The organism is Corynebacterium sp. 32222D000AT (genome assembly GCF_053546955.1).
Genome location: NZ_JBPPVW010000014.1, coordinates 19,616 through 35,935, shown reverse-complemented (window position 1 = coordinate 35,935; position 16,320 = coordinate 19,616). Strand labels below are relative to the sequence as shown.

Here is a 16,320-nt window from a genome sequence, read left to right as displayed (position 1 = left end):
TCTCAATCAGACTCACTTCGGCTTCGGCCTAAGCCTCCTCAAGGCTTAAACCACCTCCGCCTGCCCCGCATCACCGCGGGAGCAGGCGGAGGTTTTTCATGTTCTCACCCCCTTCCGGGCAGCTTTCGCACGCCGGAAACCGGGTGTTTCATTATCAACCAGCAATTGCTGGGTTGTAAGATGCTGTACCATGCTGCCCAAATCCCGCATCATCTCCGTGATCGTTCTAGGCCTCGGCATCGCTTTGATCGCCGCGGGCGCGCTCGCGCCTGTCTTCCTAGACCTGCGGGCCAAGCTGCCGCTGGACGCCGAGCACACCACGTTTAGCTTCAGCGACCCGGACGGGCGGGCGCAGACCACAAGCGAAGAAGGGACGCAGCCCTACGAGGGCCCGCTGGCCTACCAGCTGCACTACGACACCGTGGATCCCTCCGGCAAGGAGGACGCCTCCCTGCGGGTCGGGCAGACCACCGTGCGCGGCACCGAGGCCGACGCCGGCGACGTTGAGAACCTGGTCAGCGCCCAGGTGTGGAATTTCCCCATCGACCGCGTCAGCGGTGCGGCCCAGGACAAGGCCCGCCTGAACCACACGATCGCCTCGCCGGCGGCGGAGGTGGCCATCGACGGCTACTGGCTGAAATTCCCGTCGGAGGCGGAAAAGACCACCTACCCGGTCTTCGATCCGACCCTGCGGAAGGCAGAAGACGCCGTCTTCGCCGAGGAGCAGGAGATAGACGGCCGGGAGATCTACCGTTACGACCAGGAGATCGCCCCGGTCAATGTCGCCACGCTGTACGCGGGGATGGGTAACACCACCCAGTTCGAGACGCCCGAGGGCGGCACGGAGCCCGGCTACCTGTTCCATTCCGGCAAGCGCAGCATCTACGTCGACCACGCCACGGGCATGGTGGTCGGCATGGACCTAGACATCGACGACTACTATGGCACTCGGGAGGGCGAACGCCGCGAGGACGCCTTCGTCTTCCAGGCCTCCACCTCCGACGAGGATCGCGCCCAGCTCATCGGGCAGGCCGGCCAGATTCCGGATCCGCAGGTCGCGAATATCGCGCGCTGGATTGGCCTCGGCCTAGGCGTTGTCTTGACCATCATTGGGCTGCTGGGAGTCTTCGGGGTTTTCGGTCCGCGCGGCCAGAAGGTTAAGCGGGCCCTCTGAGGCTAAGGCTCAGACCGCGTGGCCCTCGGCGTTCGCGACTAGGAACCCGGGTGGGCACATAGACGATCGCGCGCCTCTTTACAAATCGCCGGAATTGATATAGGCTGTTTCGTTGCGCTGGAATCCGGATCCCCAGTGCACATTTAGCCTTGGCACGTGGTGATGGTAAAGCGACTTGACAAGGTGATTTTGTGCTACCTGAGCCCGCTGATTCCACAGCAGACCGAATGCTAAATCTACCAGCGGTTTTGCTTGCTCGCCCCTCCCAGGCGGGGAAGTGATCCGCGTGAGGTGCTGGAAGGACCCATCTTGGCAGTCTCCCGCCAGACCAAGTCAGTGGCCAATATCCCTGGAGCCCCGAAGCGTTATTCGTTCGCTAAGATTAGCGAGCCGATTGCGGTTCCGGGCCTCCTTGACTTACAACTTGATTCTTTTGCATGGCTCATCGGCACGCCGGAGTGGCGTGAGCGCCAGCAGGCTGAACGCGGCGACGACGCGCGCGTTACCTCTGGCCTGGAGGACATCCTAGAGGAATTGTCCCCGATCGAGGACTACTCGGGCAATATGTCCCTGTCGCTGTCCGAGCCGCGCTTCGAGCCGGTGAAGAACACCGTCGACGAGTGTAAAGAAAAGGACATCAACTACTCGGCGCCGCTCTACGTGACCGCAGAGTTCATCAACAATGACACCCAGGAGATTAAGTCTCAGACGGTGTTCATCGGCGACTTCCCGATGATGACCGACAAGGGTACGTTCATTGTCAACGGCACCGAGCGTGTTGTCGTCTCCCAGCTCGTGCGTTCCCCGGGCGTGTACTTTGACCAGACCATCGATAAGTCCACGGAGCGCCCGCTGCACTCCGTGAAGGTCATCCCGTCCCGCGGCGCCTGGCTCGAATTCGACGTGGACAAGCGCGACACCGTCGGCGTGCGCATTGACCGCAAGCGCCGCCAGCCGGTCACCGTGCTGCTCAAGGCCCTGGGCTGGTCCGAAGAGCAGATCCGCGAGCGCTTCGGCTTCTCCGAGCTGATGATGTCCACCCTCGAGTCCGATGGCGTTGCCAACACGGACGAGGCCCTGCTGGAGATCTACCGCAAGCAGCGCCCGGGTGAGCAGCCGACCCGCGAGCTTGCTCAGTCCCTGCTGGACAACTCCTTCTTCCGTGCGAAGCGCTACGACCTGGCCAAGGTCGGCCGCTACAAGGTCAACCGCAAGCTGGGCCTGGGCGGCGACCACGACGGCTTGATGACCCTGACCGAGGAAGACATCGCCGTCGCGCTGGAGTACCTGGTGCGCCTGCACGTCGGTGAGCGCGAAATGAAGGCGCCGAACGGTGAGATGATCTCCATCAACACCGACGACATCGACCACTTCGGCAACCGTCGTCTGCGCACCGTGGGCGAGCTGATCCAGAACCAGGTCCGCGTGGGCCTGTCCCGCATGGAGCGCGTCGTGCGCGAGCGCATGACCACCCAGGACGCGGAGTCCATCACGCCGACCTCGCTGATCAACGTGCGCCCGGTCTCGGCAGCTATCCGCGAGTTCTTCGGTACCTCGCAGCTGTCCCAGTTTATGGACCACAACAACTCGCTGTCCGGCCTGACCCACAAGCGCCGCCTGTCCGCGCTGGGCCCGGGCGGCCTGTCCCGTGAGCGCGCCGGCATCGAGGTGCGAGACGTGCACCCGTCCCACTACGGCCGCATGTGCCCGATTGAGACCCCGGAGGGCCCGAACATTGGCCTGATCGGCTCGCTGGCGTCCTACGCCCGCGTGAACTCCTTCGGCTTCATTGAGACCCCGTACCGCAAGGTCGTCGACGGCAAGGTCACCGACCAGGTCGAGTACCTGACCGCCGACGAGGAGGACCGCTTCTCCATCGCCCAGGCCGAGGTCGAGCAGGACGCCGAGGGCAACATCGTCGGCGACCGTATCGAGGTCCGCCAGCGCGACGGCGACATCGCCGTGACCGACGCTTCCGGCGTCGACTACGTGGACGTCTCCCCGCGCCAGATGGTGTCCGTGGCTACCGCCATGATTCCGTTCCTGGAGCACGACGACGCTAACCGTGCACTGATGGGCGCGAACATGCAGCGCCAGGCGGTGCCGCTGGTGCGATCCGAGTCCCCGTACGTGGGCACCGGTATGGAGCAGCGCGCGGCTTACGACGCCGGCGACCTGGTCATCACCCCGAAGGCCGGTGTGGTCGAGGACGTGACCGCGGACCTCATCACCATCATGGATGACGAGGGCCAGCGTGACACCTATATGCTGCGCAAGTTCGAGCGCACCAACCAGGGCACAAACTACAACCAGACCCCGCTGGTGTCCATGGGCGACCGCGTCGAGGCCGGCCAGGTGCTGGCCGACGGCCCGGGTACCCACAACGGCGAAATGTCGCTGGGCCGCAACCTGCTCGTGGCGTTCATGCCGTGGGAAGGCCACAACTACGAGGACGCCATCATCCTCAACCAGCGCATCGTCGAAGAGGACATCCTGACCTCCGTGCACATTGAGGAGCACGAGATCGATGCCCGCGACACCAAGCTGGGTGCCGAGGAAATCACCCGCGAGATCCCGAACGTGGCCGAGGACGTGCTCAGCGATCTGGACGAGCGCGGCATCATCCGCATCGGCGCCGACGTCCGCCCGGGCGACATCCTGGTCGGTAAGGTCACCCCGAAGGGCGAGACCGAGCTGACCCCGGAGGAGCGCCTGCTGCGCGCCATCTTCGGTGAGAAGGCCCGCGAGGTGCGCGACACCTCGATGAAGGTCCCGCACGGTGAGGTCGGCAAGGTCATCGGCGTGGCTCGTTTCAGCCGCGAAGACGATGACGACCTGGCCCCGGGCGTCAACGAGATGATCCGCGTCTACGTGGCCCAGAAGCGCAAGATCCAGGACGGCGATAAGATGGCCGGCCGCCACGGCAACAAGGGTGTCGTCGGCAAGATCCTGCCGCCGGAGGACATGCCGTTCATGGCGGACGGTACCCCGGTCGACATCATCCTGAACACCCACGGTGTTCCGCGTCGTATGAACATCGGCCAGGTCCTCGAGGTCCACCTCGGCTGGCTGGCTCACGCCGGCTGGAAGGTCGACGTCGACGACCCGGCTAACGCCGACCTGCTCAAGACCCTGCCGGAAGATCTCTACGACGTCCCGGCCGACTCGCTGACCGCCACCCCGGTCTTCGACGGCGCGACCAACGAAGAGATCTCCCGCCTGCTGGCGTCCTCCCGCCCGAACCGCGACGGCGACGTCCTGGTTGACGGCGAGGGCAAGGCCACGCTGTTCGACGGCCGTTCCGGCGAGCCGTACAAGTACCCGATCTCGGTCGGCTACATGTACATGCTCAAGCTGCACCACCTGGTGGATGAGAAGATCCACGCACGTTCGACTGGTCCGTACTCCATGATTACCCAGCAGCCGCTGGGTGGTAAGGCCCAGTTCGGTGGCCAGCGCTTCGGCGAGATGGAGGTGTGGGCCATGCAGGCATACGGCGCGGCCTACACCCTGCAGGAGCTGCTGACCATCAAGTCGGACGACGTGGTCGGCCGCGTGAAGGTCTACGAGGCCATTGTGAAGGGCGAGAACATCCCGGATCCGGGCATCCCGGAATCCTTCAAGGTGTTGCTCAAGGAGCTGCAGTCGCTGTGCTTGAACGTGGAGGTCCTGTCCACCGACGGCACGCCGATGGAGCTTTCCGGCTCGGATGAAGACGACATGGAATCCGGTTCCTCGCTGGGCATTAACCTGTCCCGCGATGAGGGTTCCGCCGCCGACATCGCCTAGCGACTCTGCTTTAGGTCCGCCGCTGGTTTTTCCAGCGGCGGGCAAGGAAACAAGTTACTTTTTCAAATGCCAACAATTCCTCGTTAAACGAGGATGAAAGGGAGAATTTACGTGTTCGACGTAAACCTCTTCGACGAGCTCCGCATTGGTCTGGCCACCGCTGAAGACATCCGTCGCTGGTCCAAGGGCGAGGTTAAAAAGCCCGAGACCATCAACTACCGAACCCTGAAGCCGGAGAAGGACGGCCTGTTCTGCGAGCGCATCTTCGGTCCGACCCGCGACTGGGAGTGCGCCTGCGGTAAGTACAAGCGCGTGCGCTACAAGGGCATCATCTGCGAGCGGTGCGGCGTCGAGGTCACCAAGTCCAAGGTCCGCCGCGAGCGCATGGGCCACATCGAGCTGGCCGCTCCGGTTACCCACATCTGGTACTTCAAGGGTGTCCCGTCCCGCCTGGGCTACCTGCTGGATCTCGCTCCGAAGGATCTGGAGCGCATCATCTACTTCGCGGCCAACATCATCACCTCCGTGGATGAAGAGGCCCGCCACAACGACATGTCCACCCTCGAGGGCGAGATGCTGCTCGAGAAGAAGGACGTGGAGGACGACACCGAGGCGGAAATCGCCGAGCGCGCGTCCAAGCTCGAGGCCGACCTGGCCGAGCTGGAGGAAGCCGGCGCCAAGGCGGACGCCCGCCGCAAGGTCCAGAACGCTGCGGACAAGGAGATGCAGCACATCCGCGAGCGCGGCGAGCGCGAGGTCGCCCGCCTGGACGAAATCTGGAACACCTTCGTCAAGCTGGCCCCGAAGCAGATGATCATCGACGAGAACATCTACGAAGAGCTCGTCGACCGCTACGAGGACTACTTCACCGGCGGCATGGGCGCGGAAGCCATCCAGACGCTCATCCGCAACTTCGACCTGGAGGCCGAGGCTGAGGTCCTGCGCGAGACCATCAACAACGGCAAGGGCCAGAAGAAGATGCGTGCCCTGAAGCGTCTGAAGGTCGTCGCCGCGTTCCTGCGTTCCGGCAACGACCCGGCCGGCATGGTCCTGGACGCTATCCCGGTCATCCCGCCGGAGCTGCGCCCGATGGTCCAGTTGGACGGTGGCCGCTTTGCCACCTCCGACCTGAACGACCTGTACCGCCGCGTGATCAACCGCAACAACCGCCTCAAGCGCATGATCGATCTGGGCGCGCCCGAGATCATCGTCAACAACGAGAAGCGCATGCTGCAGGAGTCCGTGGACGCCCTGTTCGACAACGGCCGCCGCGGCCGTCCGGTCACCGGCCCAGGCTCCCGCCCGCTGAAGTCCCTGTCTGACCTGCTCAAGGGCAAGCAGGGCCGCTTCCGCCAGAACCTGCTGGGTAAGCGCGTGGACTACTCCGGCCGTTCGGTTATTATCGTCGGCCCGCAGCTGAAGCTGCACGAGTGCGGTCTGCCGAAGCTGATGGCGCTCGAGCTGTTCAAGCCCTTCGTCATGAAGCGCCTGGTGGAAAACGACTACGCGCAGAACATCAAGTCCGCTAAGCGCATGGTCGAGCGCCAGCGTTCCGAGGTCTGGGACGTGCTGGAGCAGGCCATTTCCGAGCACCCGGTGCTGCTGAACCGCGCGCCGACCCTGCACCGCCTGGGCATCCAGGCCTTCGAGCCGAAGCTGGTGGAGGGCAAGGCCATTCAGCTGCACCCGCTGGCTTGTGAGGCCTTCAACGCCGACTTCGACGGTGACCAGATGGCAGTCCACCTGCCGCTGTCCGCCGAGGCCCAGGCCGAGGCCCGCGTCCTGATGCTGGCCTCCAACAACATTCTGTCCCCGGCCTCCGGTAAGCCGCTGGCTATGCCGCGCCTGGATATGGTCACCGGTCTGTACTACCTGACCATGGACAAGGCCGAGGACGAGATCGGCGGCGAGGGCCGCTTCCACGCCGCGGAGACCGACAAGCCGGCCACCGGCGTCTACTCCTCCTACGCGGAGGCGCTCATGGCGCGCGACCGTGGTGTGGTGGGCCTGCAGGCGCCGATCAAGGTGCGCATCGACCACCTGCGTCCGCCGGAGGACATCGAGGCCGAGCAGTTCCCGGACGGCTGGGAGCGCGGCCAGGCCTGGCTGGCGGAGACCACCATCGGCCGCATCATGTTCAACGAACTGCTGCCGTGGAACTACCCGTACCTCGAGGGCGTCATGGTCCGTAAGGGCGGGTCCGGCAACAAGGTGCTGCTGGGCGACGTGATCAACGATCTCGCCGTCAAGTACCCGATGATCACCGTGGCTCAGGTCCTGGACAAGATGAAGGACGCTGGTTTCTACTGGGCTACCCGTTCCGGCGTGACCATCACCATGTCCGACGTTCTGGTTCTGCCGAACAAGACCGAGATCCTGGAGTCCTACGAGAAGGAAGCCGAGCGGATCGAGCGCAAGTACTGGGAGCAGGGCGCCCTGACCGAGCGCGAGCGCTACGACCGCCTGGTTGAGCTCTGGAAGGACGCCACCGACACCGTGGGTAACGCGGTGGAGAACCTCTACCCGGATGACAACCCGATCCCGATGATCGTTAAGTCCGGTGCGGCCGGTAACATGCGCCAGATCTGGACGCTGGCCGGCATGAAGGGCATGGTCGTCAACTCCAAGGGTGACTACATCACCCGTCCGATCAAGACCTCCTTCCGTGAAGGCCTGTCGGTGTTGGAGTACTTCAACAACTCGCACGGTTCCCGTAAGGGCCTGGCGGATACCGCACTGCGTACCGCCGACTCGGGCTACCTGACCCGTCGTCTGGTCGACGTGGCCCAGGACGTCATCGTCCGCGAGGAAGACTGTGGCACCCGCCAGGGCGTGCGCGTGCCGGTAGGCACCGAGGTCGCCGAGGGCCAGTACGCGGTTCACGAGCTGTGGGAGACCTCCGCTTCCGGCCGCGTGGTGGCTACCGACGTCAAGGACGCCGACGGCAACGTGCTGGCTGAGGCCGGCTCCGACCTGACCGAGAGCCTGACCAACAAGCTGGTCCAGGCTGGCGTGCAGGAGATCAAGGTCCGCTCCGTGCTGACCTGCCAGACCCCGGCTGGTGTCTGTGCTAAGTGCTACGGCAAGTCCATGGCTTCCGGCCACCTGGTCGATATCGGCGAGGCCGTCGGTATCGTGGCCGCCCAGTCGATTGGTGAGCCGGGTACCCAGCTGACCATGCGTACGTTCCACCAGGGCGGTGTCGGCGGCGATATTACCGGCGGTCTGCCGCGTGTGCAGGAGCTCTTCGAGGCCCGCAACCCGAAGAACCGCGCCCCGATCGCCTCCGTGGACGGCACCGTGTCCCTGTCGGACGAGGGCAACTTCTGGACCCTGACCATCACCCCGGACGATGGTTCGGACAACGTGGTCTACGAGAAGCTGTCGAAGCGCCAGGGCCTGGCCCAGGTGCGCCGCCCGATGGAGTCCAACCCGGACGCCATGATCGAGCGTTCCCTGCGCGACGGCGACCACGTCGAAACCGGCGAGCGCCTGATGCGCGGTGCGGCCGACCCGCACGACGTCCTGGAGGTTCTGGGCCGCCGTGGCGTGGAGAAGCACCTCATCGACGAGGTCCAGGCCGTGTACCGGACCCAGGGTGTGGCCATCCACGACAAGCACATCGAGATCATCATCCGCCAGATGCTGCGCCGTGGCACGGTCATCGATGCCGGCTCGACCGAGTTCCTGCCGGGCACCCTGGTGGACCTGTCCGAGGCCAAGCAGATCAACGCCGCGCAGGTGGCCGAGGGCGGCGAGCCCGCACAGCTGCGCAGTGAGATCATGGGTATCACCAAGGCCTCCCTGGCTACCGAGTCCTGGCTGTCGGCCGCCTCCTTCCAGGAGACCACCCGCGTGCTTACCGATGCCGCTATCAACAAGCGCTCCGATAAGCTCATTGGTCTCAAGGAGAACGTGATCATCGGTAAGTTGATCCCGGCTGGTACCGGTATTTCCCGCTACCGCAACATCACTGTGAAGCCGACGGAGGCCGCCCGCAACGCGGCGTACTCCATCCCGACCTACAGCGATACCATCTACAGCGACGACAGCTTCGGTGAGTTCACCGGCGCCTCTGTCCCGCTGGAGGAGGACTTCTTCTAGAGGAAGTACTCCCGCGGTCTAACCGCACACATTCGGTCTGCACAGCGGCCCCGCACCTCCTTCACGGGAGGCCGCGGGGCCGCTGTCTTTGTGCGCCGTCCTTAACCCCGCCAGGGCCTCTGACGCCCGGCCCGAGGGAGGGCCGCTAGAGCCAGCCGTTGTCCTCGGCCGCAGCAACGGCGGCGTGCCGGTTGCCGGTGGCGGTCTTGGTCATGATGGCGGACAGGTGATTGCGCACGGTGCCCTCGCTCAAATGCAGGGCCGCGGCGATGTCGCGCACGCTGTGGTGCTCAGTCGCGGCGTGGCAGACCTCTACCTCGCGCTGGGTGAGCGGGTTGGGCGGGCTGAAAAGGGCCCGCTCCGCCAGCCCCGGATCGATAACGCGATGGCCGGCGTGGATGCGGCGTACGGCGTCGGCGAGGGAATCCGGCGGGGTGTCCTTCATAATGAAGCCGGAGGCCCCGGCGGCCAGTGCGCGCTGCAAGTAGCCGGTGCGTCCGAAGGTGGTGACGATAAGAACGTGGGCCTTGCCGGCTCCCAGCAGTCCTGCGTCGCGCAGCTCTTTGGTCGCTTCCAGGCCGCTGGTGCCGGGCATCTCAATATCCATGATGAGCACGTCTGGCCGGCACTGGCGTACCTGGGAGACGATCTGCGCGCCGTCGGCGGCCTCGCCCACGACCTCGAGGTCGCCCTGCAGACTCAGCAGCGCGGCGAGCGCCCCGCGGACCAGGTGCTGGTCGTCGGCGATGAAAACCTTGATGGGGGCCTTGGCTCCACAGTCTTTAGTCACGGCATTTCCACCTCAATCCGGGTGCCCCGGCCTGGTTGGGAAGTGATGCTCAACGTCCCGCCGGCATCTTCGACCCGGGCGCGCAGGCCCGCTAGCCCGTTGCCCGGGGAGATGGTGTGGCCGATGCCGTCATCGCCGACGACGAGACGCGTGGGCGTGACCTCGATCCAGGCCCGGCGGGCCCCGGCGTGGCGGAGGATATTGGTCGTGGCCTCTCGTACCGCCCAGGCATACAAGACTTGGTGCTTAGCGGCGATCTCCTGGGCGTGGGAGGGCTCCGGGACGCGGGCGGCGATGCCCGCGGCGTGCAGCGCATTTTCGGCATTGGCTAGCTCCACCGCCAGCTGCGGCTGGCGCAGAGCGGTAACGGTCGCGCGTACCTCGTCCAGGGACGATCGCGTCAGCTCGCTAATGGCGCGCAGCTCCTCCTCGGCCTTTTCCGGAGCGAACTGGAGCTGCCGCCGGGCCAGCTCGGACTTGAGGTTGATGACGGTCAGGGACTGCCCCAACAGATCGTGGATGTCGCTGGCGATGGCCTCGCGCTCGCGCGCCAGCCGGAGACGGCTCTCGGCGCTGCGCTCCGCGGCCTTCCTATCCTCGAGGCTCTTGTTGAGCGCCATGAACGCCGGGGTGCACAAGGCGAGGCCGGCCAAGGCGAAGGCGTTCGGCGGCTGGAAGACGATCAGGAGGATCACTGTGAAACCGGCTCCGCAACCGACCATGGCGTAGCCGGTCATCCCAGGCGTGACGTAGAGAAAGACGGCCATGAAATAGGGCAGGAAGACCAGCACGTACCAGCCGATCAGCGGCAGGAGGGCTAGCGGACCGATCAGCAGGACGGCGCACCAGACGAGCACGAAGAGGGGCAGGCGCCGGCGGGGCACTGATGCGTGGTAGCCGGAGCCTAGGGCGTAGGCGAGGGCGAAAAACGCAAAGCCGGCAGCGACGCTTGCTAGGGCAGTGCCGTTGAGTCCTGAGAACAGGAAGGGCACGAAGGAAAACAGCAGGAAGACCAGCCAGATGCTGCTCTTGGTGGCGTCGCTGCGGGAGAAGTGCATGAGGCGGTTTAGCGTCCCTTCTGGCGGCGGTTGAGCAGTATGAAGGTGATTACAAAGATAGCAGTCCAGGCGGCAATATTTGCTAGGGCGTTGGGGAGGGCTTCTTCGTGGTAGTAAGGTTCGTCGGAGATTATTTGTACCCCGTCGGTGAGGGGGTAGTTGGCTAGGGCGTTGGCGCCGTAGAGGGGCGTGAAGCGCCCGAAATCGAGCATACCGGCGCTCAGCGGCATGAACATGTTGGCGGCGAAGGCGAAGACCACGATGAGCGTGGAGGCTATCGTAATCGCGCTGTCGGAGCGGAAAAGCTCCCCAAAGGCCATGCCGTAGACGCCGAAGGGCAGGGAAACGGCGATGCAGACAAAGAAGCAGGCGGCCCACGCGCTCACGGTCATGGTGGCACCGGTCAGGGCGCCGGCGATAAAAACAGCCACCACGGGGAGGGTGCAGCGCAGCACCAAGGACAGCACCTGGGCGGTCAGGTAATGGCCCGGGGTGGTGGGGGTAAGCGCTAGTTGGCGGCCCCAACCACTGCGGCTTTCAACGACCGTGCCGCCGGCCGCCGCGGTCGCGGCGATGACCGCGCCGTAGAGCGCCATGGAGACCATGACGAAGGCTTTAGGGTTGCCGTGCGCAAAGTCCGGCATGGACGAATAGTCCTGCAGGGCGCCGAAGAGCAGGTAGAAGCCGACCGGCATGAAGACGGTGAAAAAGAGGTTGGTGAAGTCCCGGGAGGCGCGCTTGAGGTTTAGCGCCGTCAGGGAGCGGACAGGCGCGGCAGCGGCTGCGGTAGTGGTCATTCCTGTAATTCCTTTCTAGGCCCGTCGCGTAGGCCAGGCCGTGACTTCGGAGTTCTTCGCGTTGGTTTCCTCCGGCCGCAGACCGGCGTTGAGGTCGGCGGTGAAATCCGGGGCGATGTAGCGCAGTACCGCCTCGTCGAGGCTCGGGTAGCCGCCTTGGACTTCCGCGACGGTGCCGTTGGCGGTGACTCGGCCGTCCTGGAGGATGACCACCCGGTCGGCGTAGCGCTGGGCCTCCTCGAGGTAGTGGGTGGCGAAAATGATGGTTTGACCTTCTCGTGCCTGGTGGCGCAAGGTGTGCCAGAATTCGTGGCGGGCGTAGATGTCCATACCGGTGGTCGGCTCGTCCAGGATGAGGAGGTCGGGGCGGGGCAGGATGGCCAGCGTGAAACGCACGCGCTGCTGCTCCCCGCCGGAGCACAACCGGACCTTACGGTCCTGGATCTCAGTCAGCCGGGTCTCCTCCATGACTTCGCGCTCGACCTCATCTAGTGGAGCGGACCGCGGGTGCAGCCCGGCTATAGCGCGTACGGTCTCCTCGACCGTGATGTCGGGGAGAAGCCCGCCGGACTGCAGCACCGCGCCCACGCGGGACGTCTTCGCGGCCCGGGCGGGCGGCCCGCCGAAGAGTTCGATGGCGCCGCTGGTTGGTTCCGTCAGTCCTAGCACCATGTCGAAAAGCGTTGTCTTGCCCGCGCCATTGGCGCCTACCAAGGCCACAACTTCCCCAGCGGGGATGGTTAGGTCAAGGTCCCGGATGGCGTTGACCCGCTTCTTGCCGCGCCCAAAGGCTTTAGTCAGGTGCTGAATCTCAATAGCTGGGGTGGGCTTGTTGTTCGTGCTCGCGTGCATGCCCCGAGTATCGGCGAGAAGGACAAGGGGTGCGTAGGCCAAAGATCCAGACATAGGCATGACAAATGTCAGGGGTCGGGGTCTCTACCCCCGCCCGTGCAGGTGATTTTGTCGTGCGCAGGGGCTTGCTATGCTAAACGCCTGTACAACTAAACAAACGCGGGAGCTGCTGGAGGCAATGTCCAGCGGCTGAGATGGCCTTGGGGCCGAACCGTAGAACCTGATCCGGGTAATGCCGGCGCGAGGGAGGAAAAATGCCGAATAGGCTTCATTGGCGTGTTGTAGACATCGTGGTTGCATCCATCTTGGGTGTGGCCTGCGGTCTGATTTTCTTGCTGTGGAACACCGTGGGGTACGCGTGGTTCATGGCCATGGATAGCCTCACACCGGGGTTCGGGGGACTGGCCACCGGTATCTGGCTGCTGGGCGGCGTCATTGGCGGCTTGGTGATTCGCAAGCCGGGCGCGGCCATCTTCGTCGAGGTCCTGGCGGCCTCGGTCTCCGCGGCGCTGGGCAGCCAGTGGGGCATCGAGACGCTCTACTCCGGCCTGGCCCAGGGCCTGGGCGTCGAGATCGTCTTGGCGATCTTCGCCTACCGGAACTTCAAGCTGCCGGTGGCGGCGCTGTCCGGCATCGGCGCGGGCATCGGCGCGTTCATCCTGGAGCTGTTCACGTCCGCCAACCTGGCCAAGTCGCTGGAATTCAACCTCATCTACCTGTCCTGCCTGGTGGTCTCCGGGGCCATCCTGGCCGGCGTGCTCGGCTACTACCTGGTCCGCGCCCTGGCGCGCACCGGCGCCCTGGACCGCTTTGCGGTAGGCCGGGAAGCCCGTGCCTAGTCCCGCTGCCAGTCACCCGACGGGACTTCACGCGCGGGGCTTCGGCTGGCAGCACGCCGGGCGCAACCGGGCGGCGCTGAAAGACATTGAGCTCGACATCGGGCCGGGCGAGCGCGTCCTGCTGTGCGGTGACTCCGGCTCCGGCAAGTCGACGCTGCTGGCCGCCTTCGCGGGCGTGCTGGGCGGCGATGACGAGGGCGAGCAGACCGGCGAGCTGACGCTCTACTACGGGGCCGGCCACCGCGAGGCGCCCGGGCGTACCGTCCCGGTGGGGCTGGTGCTCCAGGACCCGGACGCGCAGGTGATCGCCTCCCGCGTGGGCGACGACGTCGCCTTCGGGTGCGAGAACCTCGGCGTGGAAAGGGAAGAGATCTGGCGCCGGGTGCGCCACGCCTTGGACGTGGTGGGCCTGGACGTCGCCCTTGACCACCCGACGCAGCGCCTGTCCGGCGGGCAAAAGCAGCGCCTGGCGCTGGCCGGGATTATTGCCATGGGCGCGGGGCTCATCCTGCTCGATGAGCCCACGGCCAACCTGGACCCGCAGGGCGCCCGGGACGTTATCGCCGCGGTGCGCGATACCGTCGTAGCCACCGGCGCGACGCTCGTCGTGGTCGAGCACAACTACTCCGGCTGGGAAGACCTGCTGGACCGCGCGATTATGCTCAGCGATGGGCGCGTGAGCGCGGATTCGACCGTCGCGGAAGTGGCCGCCGCCCGGGCGGTGACTGGTCTGCCGGAAGGCCGGCCGGTTGCCGCACACGCGCCGGCCGCGATGTTCTCCCGCGACCTGGTCACCCGCTTCGGCCCGCCGCGCAGCTACGAGATCCCGGCCGGGGCCTCTACCGTGGTTACCGGGCCGAACGGCTCCGGCAAGACCACCTGGTTGATGACCATGGCCGGCCTGCTCGCCCCGGTCAGCGGCCAGATCGGCATGTCGGAGGAGGTCGCCCGCGGGCTGCCGCCCACCCCGCGGAAGTGGAAGTCGCGGCAGTTGGCGCACCGCATTGGCTACGTCTTCCAGAACCCGGAGCACCAATTCGTTGCCCGCAGCGTGGCCGAGGAGCTGCGCGTGGGCCCAACGGTGATGGGCGAGGAGGTGCCGACCACGCGCATCGACGAACTGGTGGAGCGCCTCCGCCTCGGGCACCTGCTGGAGGCCAACCCGTTCACGCTCTCCGGCGGGGAGAAGCGCCGCCTGTCCGTGGCCACCGCCCTAGTGACCGCGCCGGCGGTGGTCCTCCTCGACGAGCCCACCTTCGGCCAGGATCCGTCTACCTTCGCCGAGCTAGTCGTCATGCTGCGCGAGCTCGTCGACGCCGGCACCACGATCGCCTCTATCACCCACGACGAGATGTTCATCGCGGCGCTGGGTGATGCCCATATCCGAGTCACGGCCCCCGAGGCCGCGCCCAGCGTGCTAGCGAGTCGCGCCCGCGGGCCCCGGCGAAGGGAGGGGCGAAATGCCTAATATCCTGGCGACTGTCAACCCGGTGACCCGGCTGGCGCTGATGGTCATCATCACCACGCCGCTGCTGCTGAGCCTGGATTGGGTCAGCGCGACCGTCTCCCTGGGCCTGACAGTGCTGCTCGCCCCGCTGTGCGGGGTGCCCTGGCCTCGGCTGGTCCGGCTGGCCTGGCCCCTGCTGATTATCGCCCCGCTGTCGGGTATTTCCATGCTGCTGTACGGTCGGCCGGGCGGGAAGGAGTACTTCTCCATCTGGCTGGCGGTGGTCACGGAGAACTCGGTCGAGCTGGCCATCGCGGTGATGATCCGTGTCCTGGCTGTCGCCCTGCCCGTGGTGGTGCTGGCGCGCGACATCGACCCGACGGAGCTGGGCGACGGACTGGCCCAGGTGCTGCGGCTGCCCGCGCGCTTTGTCATCGGCGCGGTGGCCGGCGTGCGCATGGCCACGCTCTTCAAGAACGACTGGGCGTCCATGGAGCGGGCCCGCCGGGCTAGGGGGCTGACCGACCGCGGCCGGATTGCGCACATGGCCTCGATGTCCTTTGGCCTGCTGGTCGTGGCCCTGCGGCGCGGCGGCAAACTCGCCACGGCGATGGAGGCCCGCGGTTTTGGCCGCACCCCGCCGCACGGCAGGAGCCGGACCTGGGCCCGCGAATCCCGCCTGCGCACCCAAGACTGGCTGGTCATGGCCGGTGCCGTAGTGCTCGCGGCCGTCCCGGTGGTAGTTTCGGTAATCACGAACTCTTGGCGATTTTTTGGATTGTGATAGCTTCTATGCCCTCTGACCAGCCCGAGCAACCTGCTAGTGGCGTCGCGGACGAGCCCTTGCCGTCCGCGGCGGCGCTAAAACACTTGAGCATCGACCGGCAGCAGGCCTACGTGGTCGCGCGGGTGATAGAGCTCGCCGCCGAGACCAAGCGGCCGATGAAGCCCGTCACCGTGCTCATCGATGGCCCGTCGGGGGCGGGCAAGACCTGGCTCTCGGCCCGTCTGGCCGAGCGCGACAACTGCCAGGTGGTGCACCTGGACGAGTTCTACCCGGGCTGGCACGGCCTGGACCGCGGCTCGGAGATGGTCTACGAGCACGTGCTGCGCCAGATGAACCCCGGCTACTGGCGGTGGGACTGGGAGGCCAACGCCCCCGGCGAATGGATGAGCCTGGACGCCCGCGACGACCTCATCGTCGAGGGCGTGGGCTCGGTAACCCCGGAGTCGCTGGCCACCGCCCGTCAGCGCGGCAGCGTCGTGGCCGTCTGGGTCACCGGGCCGCGCGAAGAGCGCAAGGAGCGCGCGCTGAGCCGCGATCCGTATTACGCCGAGTGGTTCGAGGCCTGGGAGGACCAAGAAAAGGTGCACTTCGCAGAACTCGAGGCCGCCGGAATTGAATTCGACGTCCACTGGGACTGGACCCCGGCGCAGGACTAGCGGAGGAAGAAAGCCTGCCGCACCAGC

The 16,320-nt window shown here is 65.8% G+C and carries 11 protein-coding genes; 7 read left to right on the top strand and 4 right to left on the bottom strand.

Features of this window, described 5'->3' with window-relative positions; all coding sequences use genetic code 11:
• Positions 1 to 190 precede the first annotated feature (190 nt).
• The 3 genes from ACEE23_RS08890 to ACEE23_RS08880 all read left to right on the top strand — a co-directional run bounded on the left by ACEE23_RS08890 (position 191) and on the right by ACEE23_RS08880 (position 9,067).
• Positions 191 to 1,174 carry a DUF3068 domain-containing protein gene (locus ACEE23_RS08890; RefSeq protein WP_368520757.1) on the top strand — a complete coding sequence of 328 codons (984 nt, stop codon included), beginning with the start codon at positions 191 to 193 and terminating at the stop codon, positions 1,172 to 1,174.
• A 291-nt stretch (positions 1,175 to 1,465) separates the two neighbouring features.
• Positions 1,466 to 4,963, top strand: coding sequence for a DNA-directed RNA polymerase subunit beta (gene rpoB / locus ACEE23_RS08885; protein WP_448871579.1), 3,498 nt, complete (start codon positions 1,466 to 1,468; stop codon positions 4,961 to 4,963).
• 111 nt (positions 4,964 to 5,074) lie between these two features.
• Positions 5,075 to 9,067, top strand: coding sequence for a DNA-directed RNA polymerase subunit beta' (locus ACEE23_RS08880; protein WP_448871577.1), 3,993 nt, complete (start codon positions 5,075 to 5,077; stop codon positions 9,065 to 9,067).
• A 145-nt stretch (positions 9,068 to 9,212) separates the two neighbouring features.
• Here ACEE23_RS08880 and ACEE23_RS08875 read toward each other — a convergent pair whose 3' ends face one another.
• The 4 genes from ACEE23_RS08875 to ACEE23_RS08860 are packed head-to-tail and all read right to left on the bottom strand — an operon-like array spanning position 9,213 to position 12,564.
• Complete coding sequence (locus ACEE23_RS08875; protein ID WP_368520760.1) at positions 9,213 to 9,857, bottom strand: response regulator; 645 nt, start codon at positions 9,855 to 9,857, stop codon at positions 9,213 to 9,215.
• Positions 9,854 to 10,915, bottom strand: coding sequence for a sensor histidine kinase (locus tag ACEE23_RS08870; RefSeq protein ID WP_368520761.1), 1,062 nt, complete (start codon positions 10,913 to 10,915; stop codon positions 9,854 to 9,856). Before ACEE23_RS08870 ends, ACEE23_RS08875 begins: the two co-directional genes overlap by 4 nt.
• 8 nt (positions 10,916 to 10,923) lie before the next feature.
• Positions 10,924 to 11,712, bottom strand: coding sequence for an ABC transporter permease (locus ACEE23_RS08865; protein ID WP_368520762.1), 789 nt, complete (start codon positions 11,710 to 11,712; stop codon positions 10,924 to 10,926).
• Between the two features lie 15 nt (positions 11,713 to 11,727).
• On the bottom strand, positions 11,728 to 12,564 hold the full coding sequence (locus ACEE23_RS08860) for an ABC transporter ATP-binding protein (protein ID WP_368520763.1): 837 nt from the start codon (positions 12,562 to 12,564) through the stop codon (positions 11,728 to 11,730).
• Between the two features lie 254 nt (positions 12,565 to 12,818).
• Between ACEE23_RS08860 and ACEE23_RS08855 the strand changes: the two genes are divergently transcribed.
• Genes ACEE23_RS08855 through ACEE23_RS08840 form a run of 4 tightly spaced genes read left to right on the top strand, consistent with a single transcriptional unit; the run spans position 12,819 to position 16,293 of the window.
• Positions 12,819 to 13,403, top strand: coding sequence for an ECF transporter S component (locus ACEE23_RS08855; RefSeq protein WP_448871574.1), 585 nt, complete (start codon positions 12,819 to 12,821; stop codon positions 13,401 to 13,403).
• On the top strand, positions 13,396 to 14,871 hold the full coding sequence (locus ACEE23_RS08850) for an ABC transporter ATP-binding protein (RefSeq protein WP_448871572.1): 1,476 nt from the start codon (positions 13,396 to 13,398) through the stop codon (positions 14,869 to 14,871). Before ACEE23_RS08855 ends, ACEE23_RS08850 begins: the two co-directional genes overlap by 8 nt.
• On the top strand, positions 14,864 to 15,634 hold the full coding sequence (locus tag ACEE23_RS08845; protein WP_448871570.1) for an energy-coupling factor transporter transmembrane component T family protein: 771 nt from the start codon (positions 14,864 to 14,866) through the stop codon (positions 15,632 to 15,634). Before ACEE23_RS08850 ends, ACEE23_RS08845 begins: the two co-directional genes overlap by 8 nt.
• A gap of 8 nt (positions 15,635 to 15,642) precedes the next feature.
• Entirely contained in the window at positions 15,643 to 16,293 is a 651-nt protein-coding gene (locus ACEE23_RS08840; protein ID WP_448871568.1) for a hypothetical protein, read from the top strand.
• Positions 16,294 to 16,320: the final 27 nt, after the last annotated feature.